This window comes from Shinella lacus, assembly GCF_010994755.1.
In the GTDB taxonomy this organism is placed as follows: domain Bacteria; phylum Pseudomonadota; class Alphaproteobacteria; order Rhizobiales; family Rhizobiaceae; genus Shinella; species Shinella lacus.
In genome coordinates this window covers 75,056-96,608 of record NZ_WHSB02000008.1, presented here as the reverse complement: position 1 = coordinate 96,608, position 21,553 = coordinate 75,056, and the positions used below count along the sequence as shown (strand labels likewise).

Sequence of the window (21,553 nt, the reverse complement as noted above, 5' to 3'; positions counted from 1 at the left end):
ATCTGGATCGAACCACGAGACCGGATAGGGGAAACATGCAACAGGACCCGCAATTTTCGCGCATCGACTGGGTGGCATCGGGCTGCCGCCTGCTCAAGGGCATCGCGGCGGAGTTTGCACGCACACAGCCCTTTGCCGGCCTGACGATCGGCACCGCCATCCACCTGGAGCCGAAGACCGCCGCCTTGCTGCTGACGCTGAAGGCCGGCGGCGCGCGTATCGTCGCGACCGGCAATCTCAACAGCACCCAGCCGGCGACGGCCGCCTTCCTCGCGGACAACGGCATCGCCATCATCGGCGAGCAGACCCGCAATGCCGGCGCGCATCACGGTTTCATCGATGCGCTTCTCGACGAAAAGCCCGACCTGCTGCTCGACAATGGCGGCGATCTTTTCGCCCGCTTCCTCGAACGCCCCTATGACGGGCTGATCGGCGGCACGGAGGAGACGACCTCCGGCCGCACGCGGCTGGCGCCGCTGCGCGAAAGGCTGGCGCGGCCGATCATCGTCATCAACGACAGTCCCATCAAGCAATTCGCCGAAAACCGCCATGGCGTCGGCCAGAGCCTGTTCGAAAGCTTCCTGCGCTTCACCAACCGCTCGACCAACGGCAAGCGCGTCCTCGTCTTCGGCTACGGCGCCTGCGGCAAGGGCACCGCCGCCTGCTTCCGCCAGGGCTACAGCGCCGTCAGCGTCGTCGATATCGATCCCGTGACGACGCTGGAGGCCCATCTCGACGGGTTTTCGACGCCGCATCGGGCGGACGCCATCCGCGCGGCCGACGTGATCATCACCGTCACCGGCCATCCGGGCATCGTCACCGCCGCCGACCTGCCGCTCCTGAAGGACGGCGTCATCCTGATGAATGGCGGCCATTTCCCGCACGAGATCGACCGCGCCGGCCTTATCGCCAATCCCGCGGTCGCCTCGGTGGCATCGTCGCCGGAAGACGGCATCGAGACGATTGTCCTGGCGGATGGCCGCCGCATCCACCTGCTTGCGGCCGGGCACATGGCCAATCTCGCCGGCCCGCGCCCGCTCGGCAACAGCATCGAGGCGATGGATCTGGGCTTTGCCATGCAGGCCCGCTGCCTGGAGCGGGTGGCAGGCCGCACGCTGGGCGCAGACGCCTGCCTCGTGCCCGTGCCCGCCGATATCGACCGCGCCGTGGCCGGCGCCTTCCTTGATCTCAACCGATAGGAGCGACCATGCTGCGCTGGGGCATTCTGGGCACGAGCTTCATTTCCGACACCATGGCCGGCGCGATCGCGAAAAGCCCGGCCTCGCGCATCCAGGCCGTCGCCGGGCGCGACGAAGGCCGGCTTGCCGCCTTCGCCGCCCGCCACGGCGTCGCCCATACCTACCGCGACATCGCGGCGCTGCTCGCCGATCCCGATGTGGACGTGGTCTATGTCGGCCTGCCGAACCATGTGCACCACGCGGCGGTCATTGCCGCCGCCAAGGCCGGCAAGGCGGTGCTGTGCGAAAAATCGCTGACCACCACGCTTGCCGATGCGCAGGCGCTGGCGGGCGCGGTGGAGGACAGCGGCGTCTTCTTCATGGAAGGACTGATGTATCTCTCCCACCCGCTGATGGCGCGGCTGGGCGAGATTCTCGCCTCCGGCCGGCTCGGCGCGCTGCGCGCCATTACCGGCTTCTACGCCGCCGATATCTGGCGCGTCGCCAATCCGGCCGGGCGCGGCACGCTCTTCAATCTCGGCTGTTATCCCGTCTCGCTTCTGCATTTCGTGGTGCAGGCCGCCTGCGGACCGCAAGCCTTCGCCGCCCGGCAAGTGACGGGCCTTGGCAACGCTGCCCCGGACGGCAATCTCATCGATGCCGCGCTGACCGTGCGCTTTTCCAACGGCGTGCTGGCCAGCCTGCAATGCAGCGACGGTTATGGGCTCACCCACGATTTCGCCATGCATGGCGAGAGGGCGAGCCTGCGCCTGCCGGCCAATCCCTGGCTGCCGCAGGCCGGACCTTCGCGGATCGAAATCCGCGACCATGACGGCCCTTTCGAGGAGATCATCGTCGAGGCCGATGGCGATGCCTTCGACTACCAGCTCCGCACGGTCGAAGCCTGCCTCGCCGATGGAGCGATGCGGCCACCCCGCCCGGCGCCGCGCCTTTCCGACTCGCTGGAAATCCTGTCGATGCTCGTCGACTGGGAGCAGCATTGCCGCGCGTGAAGCCCGGTATCGCCTATTCCACGGCAAGCGACGCCATGTCGATGACGAAGCGGTAGCGGACGTCGCCGTGCTCCAGCCGGTCGAAGGCGTCGTTGACCTCGTGTATCTCGATGATCTCGCAATCGGGCAGGATCTGCTTTCGGGCGCAGAAATCGAGCATTTCCTGCGTCTCGGCGATGCCGCCCGAGGGCGAACCGGTGATGCGCCGGCGCCCGGTGATGAGCGGCAGGGAGCTGAAGCCCTTCATCGTATCGAGCGCCCCCACGATCACCAGCACGCCCTCGACATCGAGCAGGTCGATATAGGGCGACATGTCGTGGCCGACGGGCACCGTGTCGATGATGACGTCGAAGGACGATGCCGCGGCCGCCATGGCGTCGGGCGCAGTCGAGATCAGCACGCTGTCGGCCCCGAGCGCTTGCGCTTCCTCGCCCTTCGCCGCCGAGCGCGTGATGACCGTGACGCTGGCGCCAAGGGCTGCGGCAAAGCGCACGGCGAGATGGCCGAGGCCGCCGATCCCGACGACGCCGACCCGGCTGCCCGGGCCGACATTCCACAGCCGCAGCGGCGAATAGACGGTGATGCCGGCGCAAAGCAGCGGCGCGACGCGGGCGGCATCCAGCCCCTCCGGCAGCTTCAGCACGAAATTGTCGCGCACGACCATATGTTTCGAAAAGCCGCCATAGGTCATGCTGCGGTCGATCCGGTCGGCCCCGCCATAGGTGAGCGTCGGCCCCTGGCGGCACATCTGCTCCTCGTTCCGGCGGCATTGGTCGCAATGCTGGCAGCTGTCGATGATAGTGCCGACGGCAACCAGGTCGTTGACGGCATGCAGCGTGACGTCCTTGCCCACCTCCACGACGCGCCCGACGATCTCGTGGCCGGGGACGGTCGGGTAGCTCGTCGGAAACCAGTCCTTCCAGAGGTTTTTCGCGATATGCAGGTCCGTGTGGCAGATGCCGCAATAGAGCACCTCGATCGCCACGTCGTTGTCGCGCAGCTCGCGCCGGGCGAAGGAGAAGGGGGCAAGGGGTGTGTCCGCGTCGTAGGCGGCGTATCCGGTCGTTTGCATGGGGAGGTTCCGTTCACATTCGGGAAGATGGGGAGAAGCTAGCCGCAGCCTGCCCCGCCGCGGTAGCTCAATCCTTCCGGATTGTTGCCCAATCCTCTTGCCCGCCGCCCGGCCGCTTGCTGCGGGGCGGGCGCGACGCTACTCTGCCCGGCATGTTGCGCCCCGACGACAAGAAACACAGCCCGGCCGGCCATCCCGACGAGAGGGCGATCGCGCGCGCCCGGCTGGCCGACCGTATCCTGCATGATCTTGCCGGCGCGGACGACCGCCAGTCCGGCGTTCCCGGCCTGTCCTTCTATCGCCGCGGCTCGGCCTGCGACCCGGCGTCCGCCTTCTACGAGCCAAGCCTCTCGCTCGTCGTGCAGGGGCGCAAGCGGGTGATGGTCGGCGCGAATGTCTATGAGTACGACGCCTGCCGGTTCATGCTGACCTCCGTCGACCTGCCGACGATCGCGCAGGTGCTCGACGGCAGCGAGGCGCATCCCTTCCTGTCGCTCATGCTGAAGCTCGACCTTGCGGCGGTGCAGGCGGTCGGCGCCGAGATCGACCTGGAGGGCATCGCCACAAGCGATGCCGGCACCGGCATGACGATCGGCATGGTGACGGCCGGCCTGCTCGACGCGATCCTGCGGCTGGCCGCCCTTGCGGATGTGCCGCGCGACATCCCGATCCTCGGCCGCATGGTGCTGCGCGAGGTGATCTACCACCTGCTGGTGGGACCAGCGGGCGGCCAGCTTCGCCAGATCGCGCGGCACGGCACGCAGCACAACCGGATCGCGGCCATCATCAGCTGGCTGCGCGCGCATTATGCCGAGCCGGCCTCGATCGAGGTTCTGGCGGACATGGCCGGCATGGGCGTGTCGACCTTCTACCACCATTTCAACGCCATCACGCGCATGAGCCCGCTGCAGTACCAGAAGCAGATCCGGCTGCACGAGGCGCGCCGCCTTCTCCTGACCGAGCGGCTCGATGCCGGCACCACGGCTTTCCGTGTCGGCTATGAAAGCGTCACCCAGTTCAGCCGCGAATACAGGCGGTTGTTCGGCAATCCGCCGATCCGCGACATCGCGCTCCTGCAAGGCCGCTGAGCCGGTTTTTACCCTCCCGTGACCGATATTCCGGGGCATGATTGCGCGTGGAAGCCAGTAGTTTGGCGGCGGTTTATCTGGTACTGCCAAGGCAGCGACTCTCCTGCCCCAGAATGCATCCCGTGCTCACCTTTCCCTTCTCCCTGGCCGATCCCATCCGCTATCCCGGGCCGCCGCCGCAGGCGTCCGATGTGGTCATCATCGGCGGCGGCGTCATCGGCGTCACCACCGCGCTCTTCCTGGCCAAGCGGAACATATCCGTCACGCTGGTGGAAAAGGGACGCATCGCCGCCGAGCAGTCGTCGCGAAACTGGGGCTGGATCCGCAAGCAGGGCCGCGATGCGGACGAGCTTCCGATCGTCATCGAGGCCTGCCGCCTCTGGCGGGCGCTGGCCGAGGAAAGCGGCGAGGATATCGGCCTGAACCAGACGGGCGTGACCTATCTCGCCCGGTCGCAAAAGGACCTCGCCGGCTTCGACGCTTTCATGAAGATCGCCGCCGAGCACGACCTCGACACCCGCCTCATCGATGGGGACGAGACCGCCAGCCTCTTCGAGGGCGCCGCACGCCGCTATGCCGGCGCGATGGTCACGCCCTCCGACATGCGCGCCGAGCCGTGGCTCGCCGTGCCGGCGCTCGCCCGCCTTGCCGTGCGCCACGGCGTCAGGATCGTGGAAAACTGCGCCGCACGGGCGCTGGAGCTTTCGGCCGGCCGGGTCAGCGGCGTGTGGACGGAGGCAGGCCTCATCGCAACGTCGAGCGTGCTGGTCGCGGGCGGCGCGTGGTCGTCGCTCTTCCTGCGCAAACACGGCATTTCCATTCCGCAGCTCAGCGTGCGCGCCACCGTGGCCGCCACCGGGCCGCTGCCGGAGATCCATGCGGGTGCGGCGGCCGATGCGCAAATCGCCTTCCGGCGCCGGCAGGATGGCGGATACACGCTCGCCCCCGGCGGCAGCAGCCAGCTCTCCCTCGGGCCGGATGCCTTCCGCCACGCGCCAAAATATCTTCCCGTCCTGAAGGCCAACCCGCTGGGCATGCGCTATCGCCTTGCCGCGCCGACGGCGTTTCCCGACGGCTGGACGACGCCGCGCGACTGGACGCCGGACGGCCCGAGCCCCTTCGAGGCGATGCGGGTGCTCGATCCCGCGCCGGAAAACGCCCGCCTCCACGCGATCGAGCGCGACTTCCAGGCGCTCTTCCCGCAGATCGGGCCGGTTTCGCTGCGGACGACCTGGGCGGGCATGATCGATGCCATGCCGGATGTCGTGCCCATCGTCGACCGCGCGCAGGCCATCGACGGCCTCTTCGTTGCGACCGGCATGAGCGGCCATGGTTTCGGCATCGGGCCGGGCATCGGGCGCGTCGTCGCGGATCTCATCCAGGGCAACGATCCCGGCCATCGTCTCCACCGTTTCCGGCTGGCGCGCTTCAGCGATGGAAGCGCCATTCGGCCAGGCCCCGGGCTTTGACGGGCGAAAAGGCATGACATCTTGAGGCCATCATGAGTTCCGGACTGATCGACACGAAACCGCTGGCCGGCATTGCGCTGGCCTCGGCCGGCTATGCCTGTTTCGCCATGCAGGATGCGCTGGTGAAATGGATGGTGGCGACCTACGAGGTTCCGCAGATCCTGTTCGTGCGCAGCCTCGTCATCGTGCTGGTCTCCGGCGTGCTGATCCGCGTCTACCGCCACCCCTCGATCCTCAAGAGCCCCTATCGCGGCACCGTGGTGCTGCGCGCCGCGCTGATGCTCGTCGCCTGGCTGCTCTACTACAATGCCGCGCGCTATCTGGGTCTCGCCGAACTCACCACGCTCTATTTCTCCGCGCCGATCATCACGGTGTTCCTGTCGATCCTCGTGCTCAAGGAGGCCGTGGGCGCGGGACGCTGGATCGCCTGCGTCGGCGGTTTCGTCGGCGTCATCATCGCGGCCAACCCGTCCCATTCGCCCAACCTCATCCCCGCCGCCATGTGCCTTGTCGCGGGCTTCTGCTGGGCCTGGAGCACCATCCTCATCCGCCTTGTCAGCCGCAGCGAGAGCACGCTCACGCAGATGTTCGCCACCAGCCTGCTCTTCGGCATCGCCTGTGCGGCCACCTTCCCCTGGATGTGGAAGACGCCCGATGCGGAAGGGTGGATGCTGATGTTCGCGCTCGGCCTCGTGGCGACGCTCGGGCAGTTCCTGCTCTACGAGGGTTTTCGCTACGCGCCCGCCTCCGCGCTGGCGCCCGTCGAATATACCGGCCTGATCTGGGCCTTCGTCTACGGCTATGCCATCTGGGCGGAAATCCCCGCCCTCAACGTCTTCATCGGCGCCTTCCTCATCGTCGCCGCCAGCATGGTCCTCGTCATCTGGGAGCGCCGCGTCGCGCTGTCGCCGCGCAATATCGCCTCACCCTGAGCGCGGTCCTAGTGCACCGCCTTGGCAAAGCCCTTGGCGAGGATCGGCCCCGTGGGACGGCCTGACGTGGAGCCGCCCGCCTGTTCGAGCGTCAGCTCGTAAAGCTGGTCTTCGTTCGGATCGGGCAATGTCGGCCCTTCCAGCCGGGCGGAGCGGCTGCCGTCCAGAAGGCCCAGCGAAACGGGGCCGAGCTCGCGCGAGGGAAGCGTCCAGACCTGGATGGTCTTGTCGGCCGGCACCTCGAAGGCGCTGAGCAGCCGCACATTGGCCGTGTCATTGCCGAAGTCCTCGACGACCGCCTGCACCTCGCCCGCCTCGTTGAGGAGGACGGCGATCACCACCGGCTCGACCGTGCGGCCGAGGCTCCAGACGAGACCCGCCGCCAGGAGCAGCGTGGCGGCAAAGGAGGAAAGCGCCGCCAGCCGCCAGCCGGAGCGCCTGTTGTCGTTTGCCGGAGCGGCAACCGGAGGGGCCTCGCCGCGCGCGGGCAGGTTCGCCTCGATCCGGCGCCACAGGCCATCGTCGACGGCGGCCGGCGCAAGCTGGGTGTCGAGCGGCAGGAAGCGCTCGCGGCTGGCCGCGACCGCCGCGCGCAAGGCCGCATCGTGCTCGATGCGCGCATCCACGGCCGCCGCCTCGCCGGCATCCAGCAGGCCCAGCACATATTCGTCCGCAAGCGAAAGAACGTCCTCTCTGCCGCCGGTCATGACATGCACTCCCTCAACGCCGAAAGGCCGCGCCGTATCCACGACTTGGTCGTGCCGAGCGGCAGGCGCAGGCGCCCGGCGATTTCGCCGTGGGTGTAGCCGCCCACATAGGCCATGAGAATGCCGCTGCGCCGCGTTTCTTCCAGCCCGTCGAGGCATTCGCGCAGGCGGCTGTCGCGGTCGAGCATCTGCCAGGCGGCCATGACCTCATTGGCATGGTCGCGGTCCTGCAATGCCTCGATGTCGTCGACCGCCTCCTCGCGCCCGCCATCGCGCAGCAGGTTGAGCGCGCGGTTGCGAACGATGGCATAGATCCAGCCCCGCGCCGAACCTCTCTCCCGCGAATATTGGTGCGCATGGGTCCAGATGCGGATGAAGGCCTCCTGCACGACCTCTTCCGCAAGCTCGCGCCGGCGCACGATGCGCTGCGCGACGGCGACCAGCCGGCCGCTTTCGCGATCGAAGATCACGCGGAGCCCGCTTCGCTCTCCCCTGGCGCAGGCAAGTACTGCGGCTTCCAGTTCGTCCGGATCGTCAGGTCTAAAAGCCAAGCCACCCTCTTTCCGTCGAACATTGCAGTCGGCCGCGGTTTCCTGAAAAGCAATTGCCATCATCCGCATGATTTCGTCCAGTCATCTCTCCGGCATTGGTGACAGGAAGACACCCGGACAGCCCTGCTGGATGCAGCGTGCAAATATTTTTTTGCACGCTGCATCCAAAGGCCACCCGCCATGTGTCTTCGGATGGAGAGCATTTCCTCTCTCTAACGCCAAAAGCACCGGAGAACGACATGACCAAGCCCTTCCACGCCCTCACCGCCTCCCTCGCCATCGGCCTTCTCGCCACCACCGCGTCTGCCGCGCCCGTCCTCGGCCTTGCCGGCGACAAGACGCTCGTGCTGTTCGACACGGAAAAGCCCGCCGTCTCGAAAACCATGGAGGTCGGCGGCGTCGACAAGCTCCTCGGCATCGATTTCCGCCCCGGCAACAAGACCGTCATCGGCGTCACCACGGACCACCGCATCGTCTCGATCGATCTCAACACCGGCGCGGCAACCGACGTCGCGAAGATGGACAAGACGCTCGATCTCTCCGAAGCGCCGGTCGTCGTCGATTTCAACCCGATGGCCGATCGCCTGCGCTTCATGACCGGCACGACCAACCACCGCGTCCACCCGGATACAGGCGCCGTCACGGTGGACGGCACGCTCGCCTACGAGGAGGGCGACATGCACAAGGGCGAGACCCCGAACATCGTCGCCGCCGCCTATACCAATTCCTTCGGCAAGCCGGAGAAGACGGCGATGTACAATCTCGATGCCACGATCGGCGCGCTCATCCAGCAGACCAAGCCGAACGACGGCACGCTGAAGGCGATCGGCAAGCTCGGCATCGAGCCGATGCCCGCCGCCTACGCCTTCGATGTGCAGGCAACGGAAGACGGCACGAACACCGCCTTCCTCGCCGCCGGCAAGACGCTCTACACCGTCAACCTGGAGACCGGCGCCGCGACGAAAGTCGGCGATATCAGCGGCGTCGACAGCGACCTGCGCGACATCGCGGTGCTGCCGGCGATGTAACGAACGAACACGATCGGAGCCGGCACCCGCCGGCTTCGATACCCCCTTGATCGGCTTGCCAATCCATGCGTCTACTCCAGCTGAAATCGGTGAGGGTTTGTTGTGGCCTCAGGCACGAAGACGACTGCTTCGCGACGGCGCAGGCCGGGCGTGGTCGCGTCTGGTGCCGAGAGCATCAGGCAAGAGTTGGGGACGGGCACTTTGCGCAAGAATTCCACCCGGGTCGGTCCCGGCTTTCCACAGGTCGTCGTGCTGTTCGGTGCGACGGGCGATCTCTCCCGGCGCAAGCTGCTGCCGGGGCTGTTCCACCTCATCAATGCCGGCTTCATTCCGGGCTGCCGCATCGTCGGCGTCTCGCTCGACGATATCAATGCGGACAGCTTCCGCACCATCGCCCGCGAATCGCTGGACAAGTTCCTGACCCGCAAGTTCACGGAGGCCGAATGGGAGGCCTTCGCCGCCTCGCTCGACTATGTGCCGCTCAATGCCGGCGCGGGCGCGCTGAGGGCGGCCGTGGAGCGGGCGGAGGAGGCGCTGGGGCCGGAGACACGGCGCGTGCACTACCTATCCGTGCCGCCGAAGGCCGCCCTTCCCGCCGTGCAGCTTCTCGCCGAGGCGCAGCTGGTGGAGCGCTGCCGCATCATCATGGAAAAGCCCTTCGGCACGGACCTCGCCAGCGCCGTAGAGCTGAACAAGAAGCTGCACGAGGTCTTCGACGAGAAGCAGATCTTCCGCATCGACCATTTCCTCGGCAAGGAGCCGGCGCAGAACATCCTGGCCTTCCGCTTCGGCAACGGCCTGTTCGAGCCGATCTGGAACCGCAATTTCATCGACCATGTGCAGATCGACGTGCCGGAAACGCTCGGCCTTGCGACCCGCGCCGCCTTCTACGAGACGACCGGTGCCTATCGCGACATGGTCGTGACGCATCTCTTCCAGATCCTCGCCTTCATGGCGATGGAGCCGCCGACCGCGCTGGAGCCGGCGCCGATCTCCGAGGAGAAGAACAAGGTGTTCCGCTCCATGCTGCCGATCGAGCCGCGCGACGTGGTGCGCGGCCAATATATCGGCTACCGCAAGGAGCCGGGGGTGGACCCGGAGAGCGACACCGACACGTTCATCGCGCTCAAATGCGCCATCGACAACTGGCGCTGGGCCGGCGTGCCCTTCTTCCTGCGCACGGGAAAACGCCTTGCCGAAGGGCAGCGCATCATCTCGATCGCCTTCCGCGAACCGCCGAAATCCATGTTCCCGGCGGGCTCCGGCGTCGGCGCGCAGGGTCCGGACCATCTCACCTTCGACCTTGCCGATGCCTCCAAGGTCTCGCTGTCCTTCTACGGCAAGCGCCCCGGCCCCGGCTTCCGCCTCGACAAGCTGTCGCTGCAATTCGCCATGAGCGAGACCGGCCTGATCGGCGAAGTGCTGGAGGCCTACGAGCGGCTGATCCTGGATGCGATGCGCGGCGACCACACGCTGTTCACCACCGCCGAGGGCATCGAGCGGCTCTGGGAAGTCTCCCAGCCGCTGCTCGACAACCCGCCGCCGGTGCGGCTCTACGACCAGGGCGGCTGGGGGCCGAAGTCGATCCACCAGCTCATCGCCCCCCATGCCTGGCGCTTGCCGTTCGAGCGCGCCTGGCGGGATTCGGCGAAGGAATAGCGGGCGGCCCGCATCAAATCGTCGGGCTGACCTAGGCGACGACAATTTCGGTGCCCGCGCCCTTCAGCGCTTCCGCAATCGCGGCGGGCGGGGCCTCGTCTGTGACGAGGCGGTCGATATTGCCCCAGGGGGCGACTTCGAAAATGCCGCGCTTGCCGAATTTCGAGGCGTCCGCCAGCACCGTGACGCTGTCGACGCGCTCGATCATGGTCTGCGCCACCTCGGTCACCTCGGCGTCGAAATCCATCACGGCATGTTCGTCCACCGCGCCGACGGTGAGGAAGGCGTGGCGGGCGCGGAATTTGCGGATCTGCTCCACCGCGAACTGGCCGAGCGATTCGCCCGCATCCGCGCCATAGGCGCCGCCGATCAGGAAAACCTTGTGGTCCGGATTGGCTGACAGCGTGGCGGCGATGCGCCAGGAATTGGTGACGACGACAAGCGCCGGCAGGTCGACCAGCGCTTCGGCGAGGATCAGCGTCGTCGTGCCGGTGTCGATGAAGACGGCATCGCCGGGCGCAAGCAGGCTGGCCGCAGCATGCGCGATGCGGCGCTTGGCCGGCAGGTTTTCCGCCATGCGCAGCGCAAACGGCCCCTCCACCGCCGGCTCCACCGCGGTGTTGGAGCGCACGCGCGCACCGCCGTGGAACTTCTTCAGGCGGCCCATGGCGTCCAGATTGGCGAGGTCGCGGCGGATCGTCTCGCGCGAGGCGCCGAGCGTCTGGGCGAGGTCGTCGACGCTCACTTCGCCCGCCTTGTGCACGAGCTTCACAATTTTTTCGTGGCGATCGGCCGGCCTCACGGCGCCCCCTTGCAAGCACAGATTCGCGTAAGGATTCGCGCGATTTGCAGAATTTCTCCCGTTGTATCCTGCGGTTCGGTCAAGTCAATGACTGAATTCCGACCGTTCAGTCATTTTGACGTATTTTGCTTTGCCCCAGAAATCGCGCTTTCGCATCCCTTGCGAGCGTCTCGTGGCCTTCTCGCTCTACCATCGCGCTTTACATTCGGTCATTTATTTTATACCGTTCAGTCACAATGTGACCGAACGGGAGAGAATGCCGTGCCACGCCAGCCGCAGACCGGGGAGACCTACGATGTCGCCATCATCGGCGCGGGCGTCGTCGGCTGTGCGGTCGCCCGGCGGTTTTCGCTGGCGGGCGCAAAGGTGATCCTGATCGAGAAGGGCGCCGATATCTTGTCGGGCGCCTCCAAGGCCAACAGCGCCATCCTGCATACCGGCTTCGACGCGCCGCCCGGCAGCCTCGAACTGGAGCTGGTGCGCGCCGGCCGGCAGGAATATCTGGAGATCAGGGACAGCCTGAACCTCGCTTTGGTGACGACCGGCGCCTATGTCTGCGCCTGGAACGCACAGGAAGCCGAAAAACTCGCCGGCATCGAACGGCAGGCGCGCGACAACGGCACGACGGATGTCGTGCTGCGCTCCGGCGGCGAGGCCCGCGCGGCCATGCCGTCGCTCTCCGACCGGCTCGTCGCGGCACTCGAAGTGCCGGGCGAACATATCATCGATCCGTGGTCGGCGCCGCTCGCCTATCTCACCCAGGCGGTGGCGCTCGGCGCACGGTTCCTGCGCGGGGCGGAACTGATCAAGGGCACGTTCGACGGCATCTGGCGGCTGGAGACGACGGCGGGCGAGATCCTCGCCGATGCGGTGGTCAACACGGCGGGGCTTTATGGCGATGTCGTCGATACCCGCCTCGGCTTCACCCCCGGATTTCGCATCAAGCCGCGCAAGGGCCAGTTCGTCGTGCTCGACAAGGCGGCCGCGCGCCATGTGCCGCGCATCATCCTGCCCGTGCCCACGGAAGTGACCAAGGGCATCGTCGTCTGTCCCACGGCCTTCGGCAACGTGCTCGTCGGCCCGACGGCGGAGGAGCAGGAGGACCGGGTGCGCGCCACCGTCGAGACGCAGACGCTCGAAGCCCTCGTTGCCCGTGCGGCGGAGATCGTGCCGGCGCTGGCGGGCATGCCCGTCACCGCGCTTTATGCCGGGCTCAGGCCCGCGAGCGAAGAGAAGGGCTACCGCGTCTTCGTGCGGCCGGACCAGCGCGCCATCACGCTCGGCGGCATCCGCTCGACGGGCCTCAGCTCCGCCCTCGGCCTCGCCCAGCATGCGCTGAAGCTCCATGCGGATTTCGCCGAACCCTTCACGCCGCCGGCGCAAGTGCCCGACATCGCCACACCCAACCTCGCCGAATGCCGCGAGCGCGACTGGCAGCGGCCGGACCACGGCGAGATCGTCTGTCACTGCGAACTGGTGACGCGCCGCGAGATCGAAGCGACCTTTTCGAGCCCCGTGCCTCCCGGCGATTTCGGCGGCCTGCGCCGCCGCACCCGCGCCGGCATGGGGCGCTGCCAGGGGTTTTACTGCAATGCGCGGCTCGCCGAGATGACCAAGGGCAAGCTCGCCACGCCGCTCGCCATCGACACGGAGGGCGGGCGATGAGCGTGTTTGCTGTCCATGCTTGCGACATCCCCCTCATCCGACCCTTCGGGCCACCTTCTCCCCGCGGGGGAGAAGGGAGAAACGAGACGTTTGCTATCTTCCCCTTCTCCCCCACGGGGAGAAGGTGCCGGCAGGCGGATGAGGGGGTGACGCACCCGTCGCAAAGACCCCACGACACGGAGGCTGGCCGATGAGCGCTCTCGATGCGGATGTGCTGGTCGTTGGCGGCGGACCCTCCGGGGTGGCGGCGGCGATCGAGCTTCGGCGGCAGGGCCGGCGGGTCATCCTGCTCGATCGCGAGCCGGCGCTGGGCGGGGCGACGCGGCATTGCGCGCATTCGCCCTTCGGCATGCTGGAATTCGGCCGCGTCTATTTCGGCGCCGCCTATGGCCGCAAGCTGACGCGCGAGGCGGAAAAGGCCGGCGTCGATATCCGCACCGGGCATTCGGTGGTGGAGCTTTGCGAGGACGGCTCGGTGCTCGTCACGACCGGCCCCGGTGTGGAAAAGCTGACGGCCGAGCGCATCCTCGTCACGACGGGTGCGCGCGAAAAGCCGCGCTCCGCCCGCCTGCTCTCCGGCGACCGGCCGATCGGCGTCGTGACCACGGGCACGCTGCAATCCTATCTCGCCTTCCACGGCCTCCTGCCCTTCCGCCGCCCGCTGATCGTCGGCTCCGAGCTCGTCTCGCTCTCGGCGGTGCTGACCTGCCTCAGCCATGGCGCAAGGCCCGTCGCGATGATCGAGCCGCGCGCCCATGCGCTCGCCCGCGCGCCGCTCGCCTGGTTCCCGAGCCTGATGGGCATCCCCTTTCACCGCGGCGCCGAGATCGTCGACATTCTCGGCCGAACCCGCGTCGAGGCCGTCACCATCCGCCGTGGCGGAAAGCTCAAAACGCTGGACTGCGACGGCGTTCTGCTCACCGGCCAGTTCACCCCGGAATCCGCGCTGTTCCTGCAATCGGCCCTGGGCGTCGACCCGGGCAGCGCCGGGCCTGCGGTCGACCAGCAGGGCCGCTCGCTCGATCCGCGCATGTTCGCCGCCGGCAATGTCCTGCGCGCGGTGGAGACCGGCGGCTGGGCGTTTCGCGAGGGCCGCGCCATCGGCAGGGCCATCGCCGAGGATTTTGGACGCGAACCCGAGGACGGCGTCCCGGTGCCCGTCACCTTCGATGCGCCGATAAAACTCGTCGTGCCGAATATCCTGCGCCGCACCGCGTCCGCCCCGGCCTTCCGGCAGTTCCAGCTCCGCGTGCTGCGGCGCGTGCGCGGCCGGTTGTCGCTGGAACTCGACGGGCGCGAAGTCTGGCAGGCGCGCGGTCTCTGGATGCCCGAGCGGCGCATCCTCGTGCCCATTCCGCCGGATGCGCCACAGGCGCAGAACGTGCATTTTCGTTTCAGGGAGGAAGACTAGATGCGGGTAGCCGCCATAGACCAGGGCACGACATCCACCCGTTGCCTCGTCATCGAGGATGGCGGCGCCTGGCGCGTCGCCGGCACGCGCCGCCATGCGCAGCACCACCCCGCCCCCGGCTGGGTGGAGCACGATCCGGAAGAGCTGCTGCGCAATATCGAGGCGGTGCTGGAGGGGGCCGGCCCCGTCGATGCCATCGCCATTTCCAACCAGGGCGAAAGCTGCCTTGCCTGGGATGCGGAGACCGGAAAACCGCTGTCGCCCGTCATCGTCTGGCAGGATTCGCGCACGGCAGAGGCTCTCGCCGACCTGCCCCCGGAGGCGGAAGCGCGCTCGAAGGCGGTGAGCGGCCTGCCGCTCGATCCCTATTTTTCCGCCAGCAAGCTGTCCTGGCTGGTAAAGACCCTGCCCGCCGTCGCCGCCGCCCTTGAGGCCGGCCGCCTGCGGCTCGGCACCACGGACGCCTTCTTCCTCGACCGGCTGTGCGGCACCTTCCGCACCGATCTCGCCACCGCCTCGCGCACCGGCCTGATCGATCTGGCAACCGGCACCTGGAGCGAGGAAATGTGCGCGCTGCACGGCGTGCCGCGCCAGTGCCTGCCGGAGATCGCCGCGGTCGATGCCGGCTTCGGCGCGATCGGCGGCACGCCGGTAAAAGTCTCGATCGTCGACCAGCAGGCCGCCCTCTTCGGGCATGATTGCCGCAAGCCCGGCGATTGCAAGATCACCTTCGGCACGGGTGCCTTCCTGCTGGCGATCGCCGGCGACCGGCGACCGGCGGAATCCGACCTCCTGCCCACCATCGCCTGGCACTTGACGGGCGAAGGCCCGACCTTCGCCATCGAGGGCGGCGTCTATGATGCGGGCTCGGCGCTGGAATGGGCGCGCGATATCGGCCTGTTTTCGGCCATGGAGGAGCTCGGCAGCTTCGAAGGCCCCTCCGCGCTCAGCCGCGGCATCGTCTTCGTGCCGGCGCTGTCCGGCCTTGCGGCACCCTATTGGGACCGCCAGGCCGCCCCCCTCTTCATCGGCATGGACCATGCGACGGACCGGCGCGACCTGGTGCGCGCGGTGCTGGAGGGCATCGCCATGCTGACCGTCGGGCTGATCGAGGCGGCCGCCAAGGTCGGCGAACTCGGTCCCAGCATCTCCATCGACGGCGGCCTGTCGCAGAGCGCTTACTTCGCGCAGTTCCTGGCGTCGGCCAGCAACCGCGCGATCACGGTGGCGCCGATGCACGAGCTGACGGCGCTCGGCCTTGCGGAACTCGCCGGCGTCGATGTTCGCGGCGCGCGCACCGCCGCCAAAACCTTCAAGCCGGACGGCACGGTCGGGGCCGCCGACCATGCCCGTTTCGCCAAAGCCATCGAAAGGGCGCGCGCCTGGCGGTGACGCCGCCAGCCGCATCCCAAAACCTCACGGAGCCAGACATGCGAAAAATCTTCCTCGCGTGCCCCTACGGGCATGCGGACAAAGCCGTCGTGGAACGGCGCTTCGACATTTCCAACGCGGTCGCCGCCCGCATCGTGGCGAATGGGGCGGCCGTCTTCAGCCAGGTCTCCATGTCGCACCCGATCAACGGCCAGCTCGCCCATCTCGACAAGGCGGCGATCGGCCGCCTCTGGGCGCCGGTCGATGCGCTCTTCATGGAGGCGATGGAGGAGCTGATCGTCATCGACGAACCGGGCTGGAAGGAAAGTGCCGGGGTCGCCCGCGAGATCGACTTCTTCAGGGACCGCGGCCGCCGGGTCAGCCTGTGGAGCGAGGCCGAGCGCGACTTTCCGGCATGACTGAATTTTCAACAGGAGGGGAACCATGAACAGCACGACACACCATGCAAGCGAGCACGACACGCTGAAACGCGACGTCACCGCCTTCCAGTCCTTCGCCGTCGCCTTCGGCTTCGTATCGATCGCCACCGGCATCTTCACCGCCTATGGCGCCATGCTCTCGACGTCAGGGCCGATGGGCATCTGGACCTGGCCGGTCGTCGTCGTCGGCCAGCTGATGGTCGCCTTCATCCTCGGCTCGCTTTCCGCGCGCATTCCCGTCACCGGCTATGTCTACCAATGGGCCTCGCGCATCTCCAATCCGGTCTTCGGCTGGATCATGGGCTGGATCAGCTTCACCTTCCTCGCCATCGTGCTCTGCGCGGTGGATTACACCATCGCCTCCACCGTGCTGCCGGTGCTGTTCGGCTATGAGGGCACGCCGACGAATGCCTGGTGGATCACCAGCCTCGTCATCGTCGTGCAGGCGGTGATGATCGCGTTCTCCACGAAATTTACCCAGCGCTTCAACGCCGTCGCCGTCACCATCCAGCTCGTCGGCATGATCGGCCTCGTCGTGCTGCTTTTCGCCGCCGGCTACCTCAACAACGAACTCGACTTCTCCAACCTCGTCAGCACCGGCACCATCTCGCCGGAGGGCTATTATGGGTTTGGCGAACTGACCAAGGTCGGTCCGTGGATCATGGGCACGCTGCTCGGCGCCTTCACCATCGTCGGCTTCGAATCCGCCGCCAACCTTGCGGAAGAAACCCGCGAGCCGGCGCGCGTCGTGCCGAAGGCCATGTGGCAGGCGGTGCTGAGCCTCGGCATCATCGGCATGCTGTTCCTCATCGCCATCACCGCGCTTCTGGGCGATCCGGCGGCAATCGGCAGCTCGGCCACCCCCATCGCGGATGTCATCTCCCGCGTGCTCGGCCCGGTCGTCGGCAATATCCTCTTGGTGCTGGTGGTGATCTCCATCTTCTCCTGCGGCCTCGTCATCCTTCTCTCCGGCACGCGCCTCGTCTGGGCCATGTCGCGCGACGAGCGCTTCCCGGGCTGGCAGCTCTGGCACAAGATCAGCCCGACGCTGCACACGCCGGTCAATGCGACGATCCTCGTCGCCGCCATCGGCGAAATCATCCTGGCGCTGTTCTCGCAGCAGACGGATGCGCTGTTCTCGCTGTTTTCCGCCGCCACCCTGCTGCCGGCCATCATCTATGCGGTGACCGTGCTGATGTATGCCGCCAAGCGCCACCAGCTGCCGCCGAGCCAGGGCTTTTCGCTCGGCAAATGGGAGGTGCCGGTGCTGGTGCTCGCCATCGCCTGGCTCGCCTTCGAGCTCGCGATCTTCCGCGATGCCTCCTTCGCAAAACCCTGGTCCTATGTGGCGATCATGTTTGCGATCGGCGCGGTCTATCTCGGCTACCTGCTCGCCTCGCGCGGCGGCGCCAAGGGGTTGAAGATGCCGGAGCTGATCGCCATCGACGCGATCCTCGACGCCGATCGCGGCGCCGATTTCAACGCGACACCCGCCGAGTAGCGAAAAAACGCGTGGAAACCGCGCGGCTGTGACTGTATCGACGGAACGGGGGGACATGCCATGAACCTGCGTTTCGTCGAAACATTCGTCTGGGTGGCCCGGCTCGGCAGCTTTCGCGCCGCCGCCGACCGGCTGAACGCCACCCAGGCAGCCGTCTCCAACCGCATCGCCAGCCTGGAAGCGGAGATGGGCTGCGAACTCTTCGAGCGCGTGCCGGGCGGCGTGCGGCTCTCCACCATCGGCCAGCGCGCCATGCAGCCGGCGGAGGAACTGCTGAAGGCCGCGACCAGCTTCAAGGTGGCGATCGGCAGCCCGCAGCATCTGCGCGCCACCGTGTCGATCGGCACCATCGATTCCATCGTGCATGCCTGGCTGCCCAATTTCATCGAGCGCGTGAAGGAACGCTTTCCCGCGCTTGGCCTCGATCTCAACGTCGACACGTCGCTGGCGATCGGCAAGGACATCAGCGAACGCCGGCTCGACCTCGCGCTGCTGATGGGCCCGGTGCTGACCCCCGGCCTCAAGAACATCGATCTCGGCACCATGGAATGCGCCTGGGTGGCGACGCCGTCCTTCGGTCTCGGCGGGCGCGAGCTCACGTTGCACGACCTCGCCGAACACCCCGTGCTGACCTTCTCGCGCAACAGCGTGCCGCATATCTGGCTGCTGCGGCAGTTCGAGGAAATGGGCGTGCAGCCGCCGGTCATTTCCAATTCCAACTCGCTCTCCGCCATGCTGCGGCTGGCCCGTGACGGCATCGGGGTCGCGCTGCTGCCGGTGCCCATGGTGGTGCCGATGATCGCCGAGGGCGTGGTCGAGCGCCTGTCGATCACCCCGCAATTTCCGGCCCTCAAGCTCCACGCGGTCTATGCCGACGACCCGGAAAACCTAATTCCGTCAATGCTTTCCGTCATCGCCAGAGAGGCTTCGCTCGACACGACCGGCATCTCGGCCTAAAGGTCGTCCACACAAGTTTTTTCTATCAGGGACGACAATTCTTTGTCGTTTGTCATTCCAATCTTCTGGCCTGACGATACCCGGACTGAGACTTGGAGGACTTCGATGAAGATCAGTATTGTGCAAATGAATTCCGGTTCCGACAAAGCGAAAAACCTCGACGACGCCGAGCGCATGGTGCGCGACGTAGTGGCCGCGGAAGGGCCGGACCTGGTGGTTCTGCCGGAATATTTCGCCTTTCTCGGCGAGGGCCGCGATGCGGTGCACGGCAGCGGCGAAAGCTTCCCGGACGGCCCGACCTACCAGCGCTTCGCAGCACTCGCCAAGGAACTCGGCGTGACGCTGCATGCCGGCTCGATGGTCGAGAAGGCCGGCAACAGCCACTACAATGCCACCGTGGTCTTCGGCCCCGAGGGCAAGGAAATCGCGAAATACCGCAAGATCCACCTGTTCGACGTCGACACGCCCGGCGGCGTCTCCTACCGCGAATCCGACACGATCGGCCGCGGCGAGGACGTGGTGACCTACAAGGTCGGCGAGACCACGGTCGGCTGCGCCATCTGCTACGACATCCGCTTCCCGGAACTGTTCCGCGCACTGCGCGACAAGGGCGCCGACGTCATCGTGCTTCCCGCCGCCTTCACGCTGATGACCGGCAAGGACCATTGGGAAGTGCTCGCCCGCGCCCGCGCCATCGAGACCCAGACCTATTTCGTCGCGGTCGGCCAGGCGGGTGCGCATGCGGACGGCAAGAAGTGGTGCTGGGGCCATTCCATGGTCATCGATCCCTGGGGCCACATGGTCGCCCAGTGCTCGGATGGCGTCAGCGCCGCCTCGGCCCGCCTCGACCTCGATCGCATCGGCAGCGTGCGCCGCGACGTGCCCGTCGCCCAGCATCACGTTCTGTGAAGGAAAGAGCCATGTTCATCGTCAACCCCATGCCGCAGCAGATCGCTCCGGCACTCATAAAGAAGATGGAACAGGTCGAGACCGCGACCGTCGGCCATTTCCTGCATTCGGGCTTCCTGAACCGGGAACTGCGCGCCGTCCTGCCGGAAAAGCGCGTCGGCGGCACGGCCGTCACCGTGCGCCTGCCCCATGCGGATTCGACCATCCTGCACTATCTCACCAAGCTGGTGCGGCCGGGCGATTTCATCGTCGTCGACCGCTGCGGCGATGACAAACACGCCTGCTGGGGCGGTGTCGTCACCCATTCGATGAAGCTCGGCGGCATTGTCGGCGCGGTCATCGATGGCCCGGCGACGGATTTCTCCGAGATCCGCCGCGTCGACCTGCCCATGTGGTGCCGCGGCCCCTCGCCGATCACCACCAAGATCCTGGGCCTTGAAGGCGCGATCAACGTGCCGGTCTCGGTCGGCGGGCAGACGGTCAATCCGGGCGACGCCGTGATTGCGGATGAAAGCGGCGTGCTGGTGCTCGATCCGTCGAAGGCGGAATGGGCAGTCGACAAGGCGCTCGCCATGCAGGAAAGCGAACTCGTGCTGCTCGAACGCCTGCGCAAGGGCGAGAAGCTGCCCGACATATCCGGCGCCACGAAAATCGTGGAAGCCTCGGCCGCCTGAGGCGGCCCAACATTATAAGCATATGGGAACAATTCGGTCCAAGAGTGGAGGAAAACTCATGACCAAGACCAGACACGCAACCCGCGCCGGCCTTGCCGCGCTTGCCATGGCCCTCGCCACTTCGGTGGCGATGGCCGATACGGTGGTGCTCACCGCCTATTCCGGCATCTTCCAGGAAAACTACGTGAAGGCCGTCGTCGAGCCCTTCATGAAGGCCAATCCGGACATTACCGTCGAATTCTACGGCATGCCCAACTCCGCCCAGATGCTCGGCACGCTGCGCGCCCAGGCCAGCGCCCCGCAGATCGACATCGCCATCATGGACGTCTCCGTCGCCAAGGCCGCGACCGACGAGGGCATCTTCGCGCCGATGGACGAGAGCGTGACCAAGCATCTGGCCGACCTCTACCCGCAGGCCAAGGCCGAAGGCGTCAACGCCGTCGGCGTCACCTTCGACAACCTCGTCCTGCTCTACAACACCGACAAGGTGAAGACCGTGCCCACCTCGTGGAATGCGCTGTGGGACGCGCAATATGCCAAGCAGGTCTCCATTCCCGCCGTGCCGGATATCCAGGGCACGACCTTCACCATCATCACCGACAAGATGGCGGGCGGCACCAACTACATCGAAAGCGTCGAGGCCGGCATCAATCGGCTGGCCGAACTCGCTCCCCTCGTGCAGACCTGGGAACCGCGGCCGGACGTCTACCAGCCGATTTCCAGCGGCACGGCGGCGATCGGCATCGGCTGGAATGCCCGGGCGCAGGTCTATGCCGATCTTTCCGACGGCAAGCTCGGCGTCGTGCTGCCGGAGGAAGGCAGCGGCTTCCAGATCAACGTGATCGGCCTCGTCAAGGGCGGCCCCGCCAGCGACAGCGCCAAGAAATTCATCGATTATGCGCTGAGCCCGGAGGCGCAGGCCGCCTTCACCGAGCAGATGTTCTACGCGCCGACCAATTCCAAGGCCGCCGCCCTCATCTCGGAAAAGGCGCTGAGCCGCACCGCCGCCGGCGCGATGGACAAGATGATCGACATCAACTGGCTCGAGGTCGCCAAGATCCGCGATGCCATCACCGAGCAGTGGCGCCGCCGCGTCATCCCGCTCAGCCGTTGATGGAGGTCTGCA

The 21,553-nt window shown here is 66.8% G+C and carries 20 protein-coding genes; 16 read left to right on the top strand and 4 right to left on the bottom strand.

Translation table 11 applies throughout. From position 1 onward, the window contains the following. Positions 1 to 35 precede the first annotated feature (35 nt). A complete protein-coding gene (locus GB927_RS21030; RefSeq protein ID WP_256119171.1) occupies positions 36 to 1,199 on the top strand; it encodes an adenosylhomocysteinase in 1,164 nt (387 codons plus the stop codon). Between the two features lie 8 nt (positions 1,200 to 1,207). Continuing rightward, complete coding sequence (locus GB927_RS21025; RefSeq protein ID WP_256119170.1) at positions 1,208 to 2,191, top strand: Gfo/Idh/MocA family protein; 984 nt, start codon at positions 1,208 to 1,210, stop codon at positions 2,189 to 2,191. A 13-nt stretch (positions 2,192 to 2,204) separates the two neighbouring features. On the opposite strand, the gene GB927_RS21020 is transcribed toward GB927_RS21025, so the two are convergent. Continuing rightward, positions 2,205 to 3,263: an NAD(P)-dependent alcohol dehydrogenase gene (locus tag GB927_RS21020; protein ID WP_256119169.1), complete on the bottom strand. Its 1,059-nt coding sequence runs from the start codon at positions 3,261 to 3,263 to the stop codon at positions 2,205 to 2,207. A 152-nt stretch (positions 3,264 to 3,415) separates the two neighbouring features. Between GB927_RS21020 and GB927_RS21015 the strand changes: the two genes are divergently transcribed. The 3 genes from GB927_RS21015 to GB927_RS21005 all read left to right on the top strand — a co-directional run bounded on the left by GB927_RS21015 (position 3,416) and on the right by GB927_RS21005 (position 6,752). Next, positions 3,416 to 4,351 carry an AraC family transcriptional regulator gene (locus GB927_RS21015; RefSeq protein WP_256119168.1) on the top strand — a complete coding sequence of 312 codons (936 nt, stop codon included), beginning with the start codon at positions 3,416 to 3,418 and terminating at the stop codon, positions 4,349 to 4,351. A 122-nt stretch (positions 4,352 to 4,473) separates the two neighbouring features. Then, the gene (locus tag GB927_RS21010) at positions 4,474 to 5,820 is read left to right on the top strand and encodes an NAD(P)/FAD-dependent oxidoreductase (RefSeq protein WP_256119167.1); all 1,347 of its coding nucleotides are present in this window, start codon (positions 4,474 to 4,476) and stop codon (positions 5,818 to 5,820) included. Positions 5,821 to 5,852: 32 nt separating this feature from the next. Continuing rightward, entirely contained in the window at positions 5,853 to 6,752 is a 900-nt protein-coding gene (locus tag GB927_RS21005; protein ID WP_256119166.1) for a DMT family transporter, read from the top strand. Between the two features lie 8 nt (positions 6,753 to 6,760). On the opposite strand, the gene GB927_RS21000 is transcribed toward GB927_RS21005, so the two are convergent. Both GB927_RS21000 and GB927_RS20995 read right to left on the bottom strand, forming a co-directional pair. Beyond that, a complete protein-coding gene (locus GB927_RS21000) occupies positions 6,761 to 7,459 on the bottom strand; it encodes an anti-sigma factor (protein WP_256119165.1) in 699 nt (232 codons plus the stop codon). Continuing rightward, on the bottom strand, positions 7,456 to 8,010 hold the full coding sequence (locus GB927_RS20995; RefSeq protein WP_256119164.1) for a sigma-70 family RNA polymerase sigma factor: 555 nt from the start codon (positions 8,008 to 8,010) through the stop codon (positions 7,456 to 7,458). The genes GB927_RS21000 and GB927_RS20995 overlap by 4 nt, the downstream gene beginning before the upstream one ends. A 239-nt stretch (positions 8,011 to 8,249) precedes the next feature. Here GB927_RS20995 and GB927_RS20990 point away from each other — a divergent pair, with 239 nt between their 5' ends. Together GB927_RS20990 and zwf are read left to right on the top strand one after the other, a co-directional pair. After that, positions 8,250 to 9,038, top strand: a complete 789-nt coding sequence (locus GB927_RS20990) for a DUF4394 domain-containing protein (RefSeq protein ID WP_256119163.1) — start codon at positions 8,250 to 8,252, stop codon at positions 9,036 to 9,038. Positions 9,039 to 9,239: 201 nt separating this feature from the next. Beyond that, entirely contained in the window at positions 9,240 to 10,697 is a 1,458-nt protein-coding gene (gene zwf / locus GB927_RS20985; RefSeq protein ID WP_256119162.1) for a glucose-6-phosphate dehydrogenase, read from the top strand. A 31-nt stretch (positions 10,698 to 10,728) separates the two neighbouring features. Here the strand turns inward: zwf and GB927_RS20980 are convergent, their stop codons facing one another. After that, on the bottom strand, positions 10,729 to 11,499 hold the full coding sequence (locus GB927_RS20980; protein ID WP_256119161.1) for a DeoR/GlpR family DNA-binding transcription regulator: 771 nt from the start codon (positions 11,497 to 11,499) through the stop codon (positions 10,729 to 10,731). 261 nt (positions 11,500 to 11,760) lie between these two features. On the opposite strand from GB927_RS20980, the gene GB927_RS20975 reads away from it, so the two are divergent. The 9 genes from GB927_RS20975 (at position 11,761) to GB927_RS20935 (ending at position 21,541) form a co-directional block, all read left to right on the top strand. Beyond that, entirely contained in the window at positions 11,761 to 13,164 is a 1,404-nt protein-coding gene (locus GB927_RS20975; protein WP_256119160.1) for an NAD(P)/FAD-dependent oxidoreductase, read from the top strand. Between the two features lie 190 nt (positions 13,165 to 13,354). Beyond that, positions 13,355 to 14,575, top strand: coding sequence for an NAD(P)/FAD-dependent oxidoreductase (locus tag GB927_RS20970; RefSeq protein WP_256119159.1), 1,221 nt, complete (start codon positions 13,355 to 13,357; stop codon positions 14,573 to 14,575). Then, the gene (locus tag GB927_RS20965) at positions 14,576 to 15,967 is read left to right on the top strand and encodes an FGGY family carbohydrate kinase (protein WP_256119158.1); all 1,392 of its coding nucleotides are present in this window, start codon (positions 14,576 to 14,578) and stop codon (positions 15,965 to 15,967) included. It begins immediately after the preceding gene. A gap of 38 nt (positions 15,968 to 16,005) precedes the next feature. Next, entirely contained in the window at positions 16,006 to 16,365 is a 360-nt protein-coding gene (locus tag GB927_RS20960) for a DUF1937 family protein (RefSeq protein WP_256119157.1), read from the top strand. 25 nt (positions 16,366 to 16,390) lie between these two features. Beyond that, complete coding sequence (locus GB927_RS20955; protein WP_256119156.1) at positions 16,391 to 17,887, top strand: amino acid permease; 1,497 nt, start codon at positions 16,391 to 16,393, stop codon at positions 17,885 to 17,887. Positions 17,888 to 17,947: 60 nt separating this feature from the next. Beyond that, on the top strand, positions 17,948 to 18,844 hold the full coding sequence (locus tag GB927_RS20950) for a LysR family transcriptional regulator (RefSeq protein WP_256119155.1): 897 nt from the start codon (positions 17,948 to 17,950) through the stop codon (positions 18,842 to 18,844). Between the two features lie 105 nt (positions 18,845 to 18,949). Continuing rightward, positions 18,950 to 19,753, top strand: coding sequence for a carbon-nitrogen hydrolase family protein (locus GB927_RS20945; protein ID WP_256119154.1), 804 nt, complete (start codon positions 18,950 to 18,952; stop codon positions 19,751 to 19,753). Positions 19,754 to 19,764: 11 nt separating this feature from the next. Continuing rightward, a complete protein-coding gene (locus tag GB927_RS20940; RefSeq protein ID WP_256119153.1) occupies positions 19,765 to 20,427 on the top strand; it encodes an RraA family protein in 663 nt (220 codons plus the stop codon). A gap of 58 nt (positions 20,428 to 20,485) precedes the next feature. Continuing rightward, on the top strand, positions 20,486 to 21,541 hold the full coding sequence (locus tag GB927_RS20935; RefSeq protein WP_256119152.1) for an ABC transporter substrate-binding protein: 1,056 nt from the start codon (positions 20,486 to 20,488) through the stop codon (positions 21,539 to 21,541). Positions 21,542 to 21,553 lie beyond the last annotated feature (12 nt).

What these genes read in the sequence shown, in the direction of transcription:
- GB927_RS21030 (WP_256119171.1), top strand. Translation starts at nt 36, where the DNA reads ATGCAACAGGACCCGCAATTTTCGCGCATCGACTGGGTGGCATCGGGC.
- GB927_RS21025 (WP_256119170.1), top strand. Translation starts at nt 1,208, where the DNA reads ATGCTGCGCTGGGGCATTCTGGGCACGAGCTTCATTTCCGACACCATG.
- GB927_RS21020 (WP_256119169.1), bottom strand. Translation starts at nt 3,263, where the DNA reads ATGCAAACGACCGGATACGCCGCCTACGACGCGGACACACCCCTTGCC.
- GB927_RS21015 (WP_256119168.1), top strand. Translation starts at nt 3,416, where the DNA reads ATGTTGCGCCCCGACGACAAGAAACACAGCCCGGCCGGCCATCCCGAC.
- GB927_RS21005 (WP_256119166.1), top strand. Translation starts at nt 5,853, where the DNA reads ATGAGTTCCGGACTGATCGACACGAAACCGCTGGCCGGCATTGCGCTG.
- GB927_RS21000 (WP_256119165.1), bottom strand. Translation starts at nt 7,459, where the DNA reads ATGACCGGCGGCAGAGAGGACGTTCTTTCGCTTGCGGACGAATATGTG.
- GB927_RS20990 (WP_256119163.1), top strand. Translation starts at nt 8,250, where the DNA reads ATGACCAAGCCCTTCCACGCCCTCACCGCCTCCCTCGCCATCGGCCTT.
- GB927_RS20970 (WP_256119159.1), top strand. Translation starts at nt 13,355, where the DNA reads ATGAGCGCTCTCGATGCGGATGTGCTGGTCGTTGGCGGCGGACCCTCC.
- GB927_RS20965 (WP_256119158.1), top strand. Translation starts at nt 14,576, where the DNA reads ATGCGGGTAGCCGCCATAGACCAGGGCACGACATCCACCCGTTGCCTC.
- GB927_RS20960 (WP_256119157.1), top strand. Translation starts at nt 16,006, where the DNA reads ATGCGAAAAATCTTCCTCGCGTGCCCCTACGGGCATGCGGACAAAGCC.
- GB927_RS20955 (WP_256119156.1), top strand. Translation starts at nt 16,391, where the DNA reads ATGAACAGCACGACACACCATGCAAGCGAGCACGACACGCTGAAACGC.
- GB927_RS20950 (WP_256119155.1), top strand. Translation starts at nt 17,948, where the DNA reads ATGAACCTGCGTTTCGTCGAAACATTCGTCTGGGTGGCCCGGCTCGGC.
- GB927_RS20945 (WP_256119154.1), top strand. Translation starts at nt 18,950, where the DNA reads ATGAAGATCAGTATTGTGCAAATGAATTCCGGTTCCGACAAAGCGAAA.
- GB927_RS20940 (WP_256119153.1), top strand. Translation starts at nt 19,765, where the DNA reads ATGTTCATCGTCAACCCCATGCCGCAGCAGATCGCTCCGGCACTCATA.
- GB927_RS20935 (WP_256119152.1), top strand. Translation starts at nt 20,486, where the DNA reads ATGACCAAGACCAGACACGCAACCCGCGCCGGCCTTGCCGCGCTTGCC.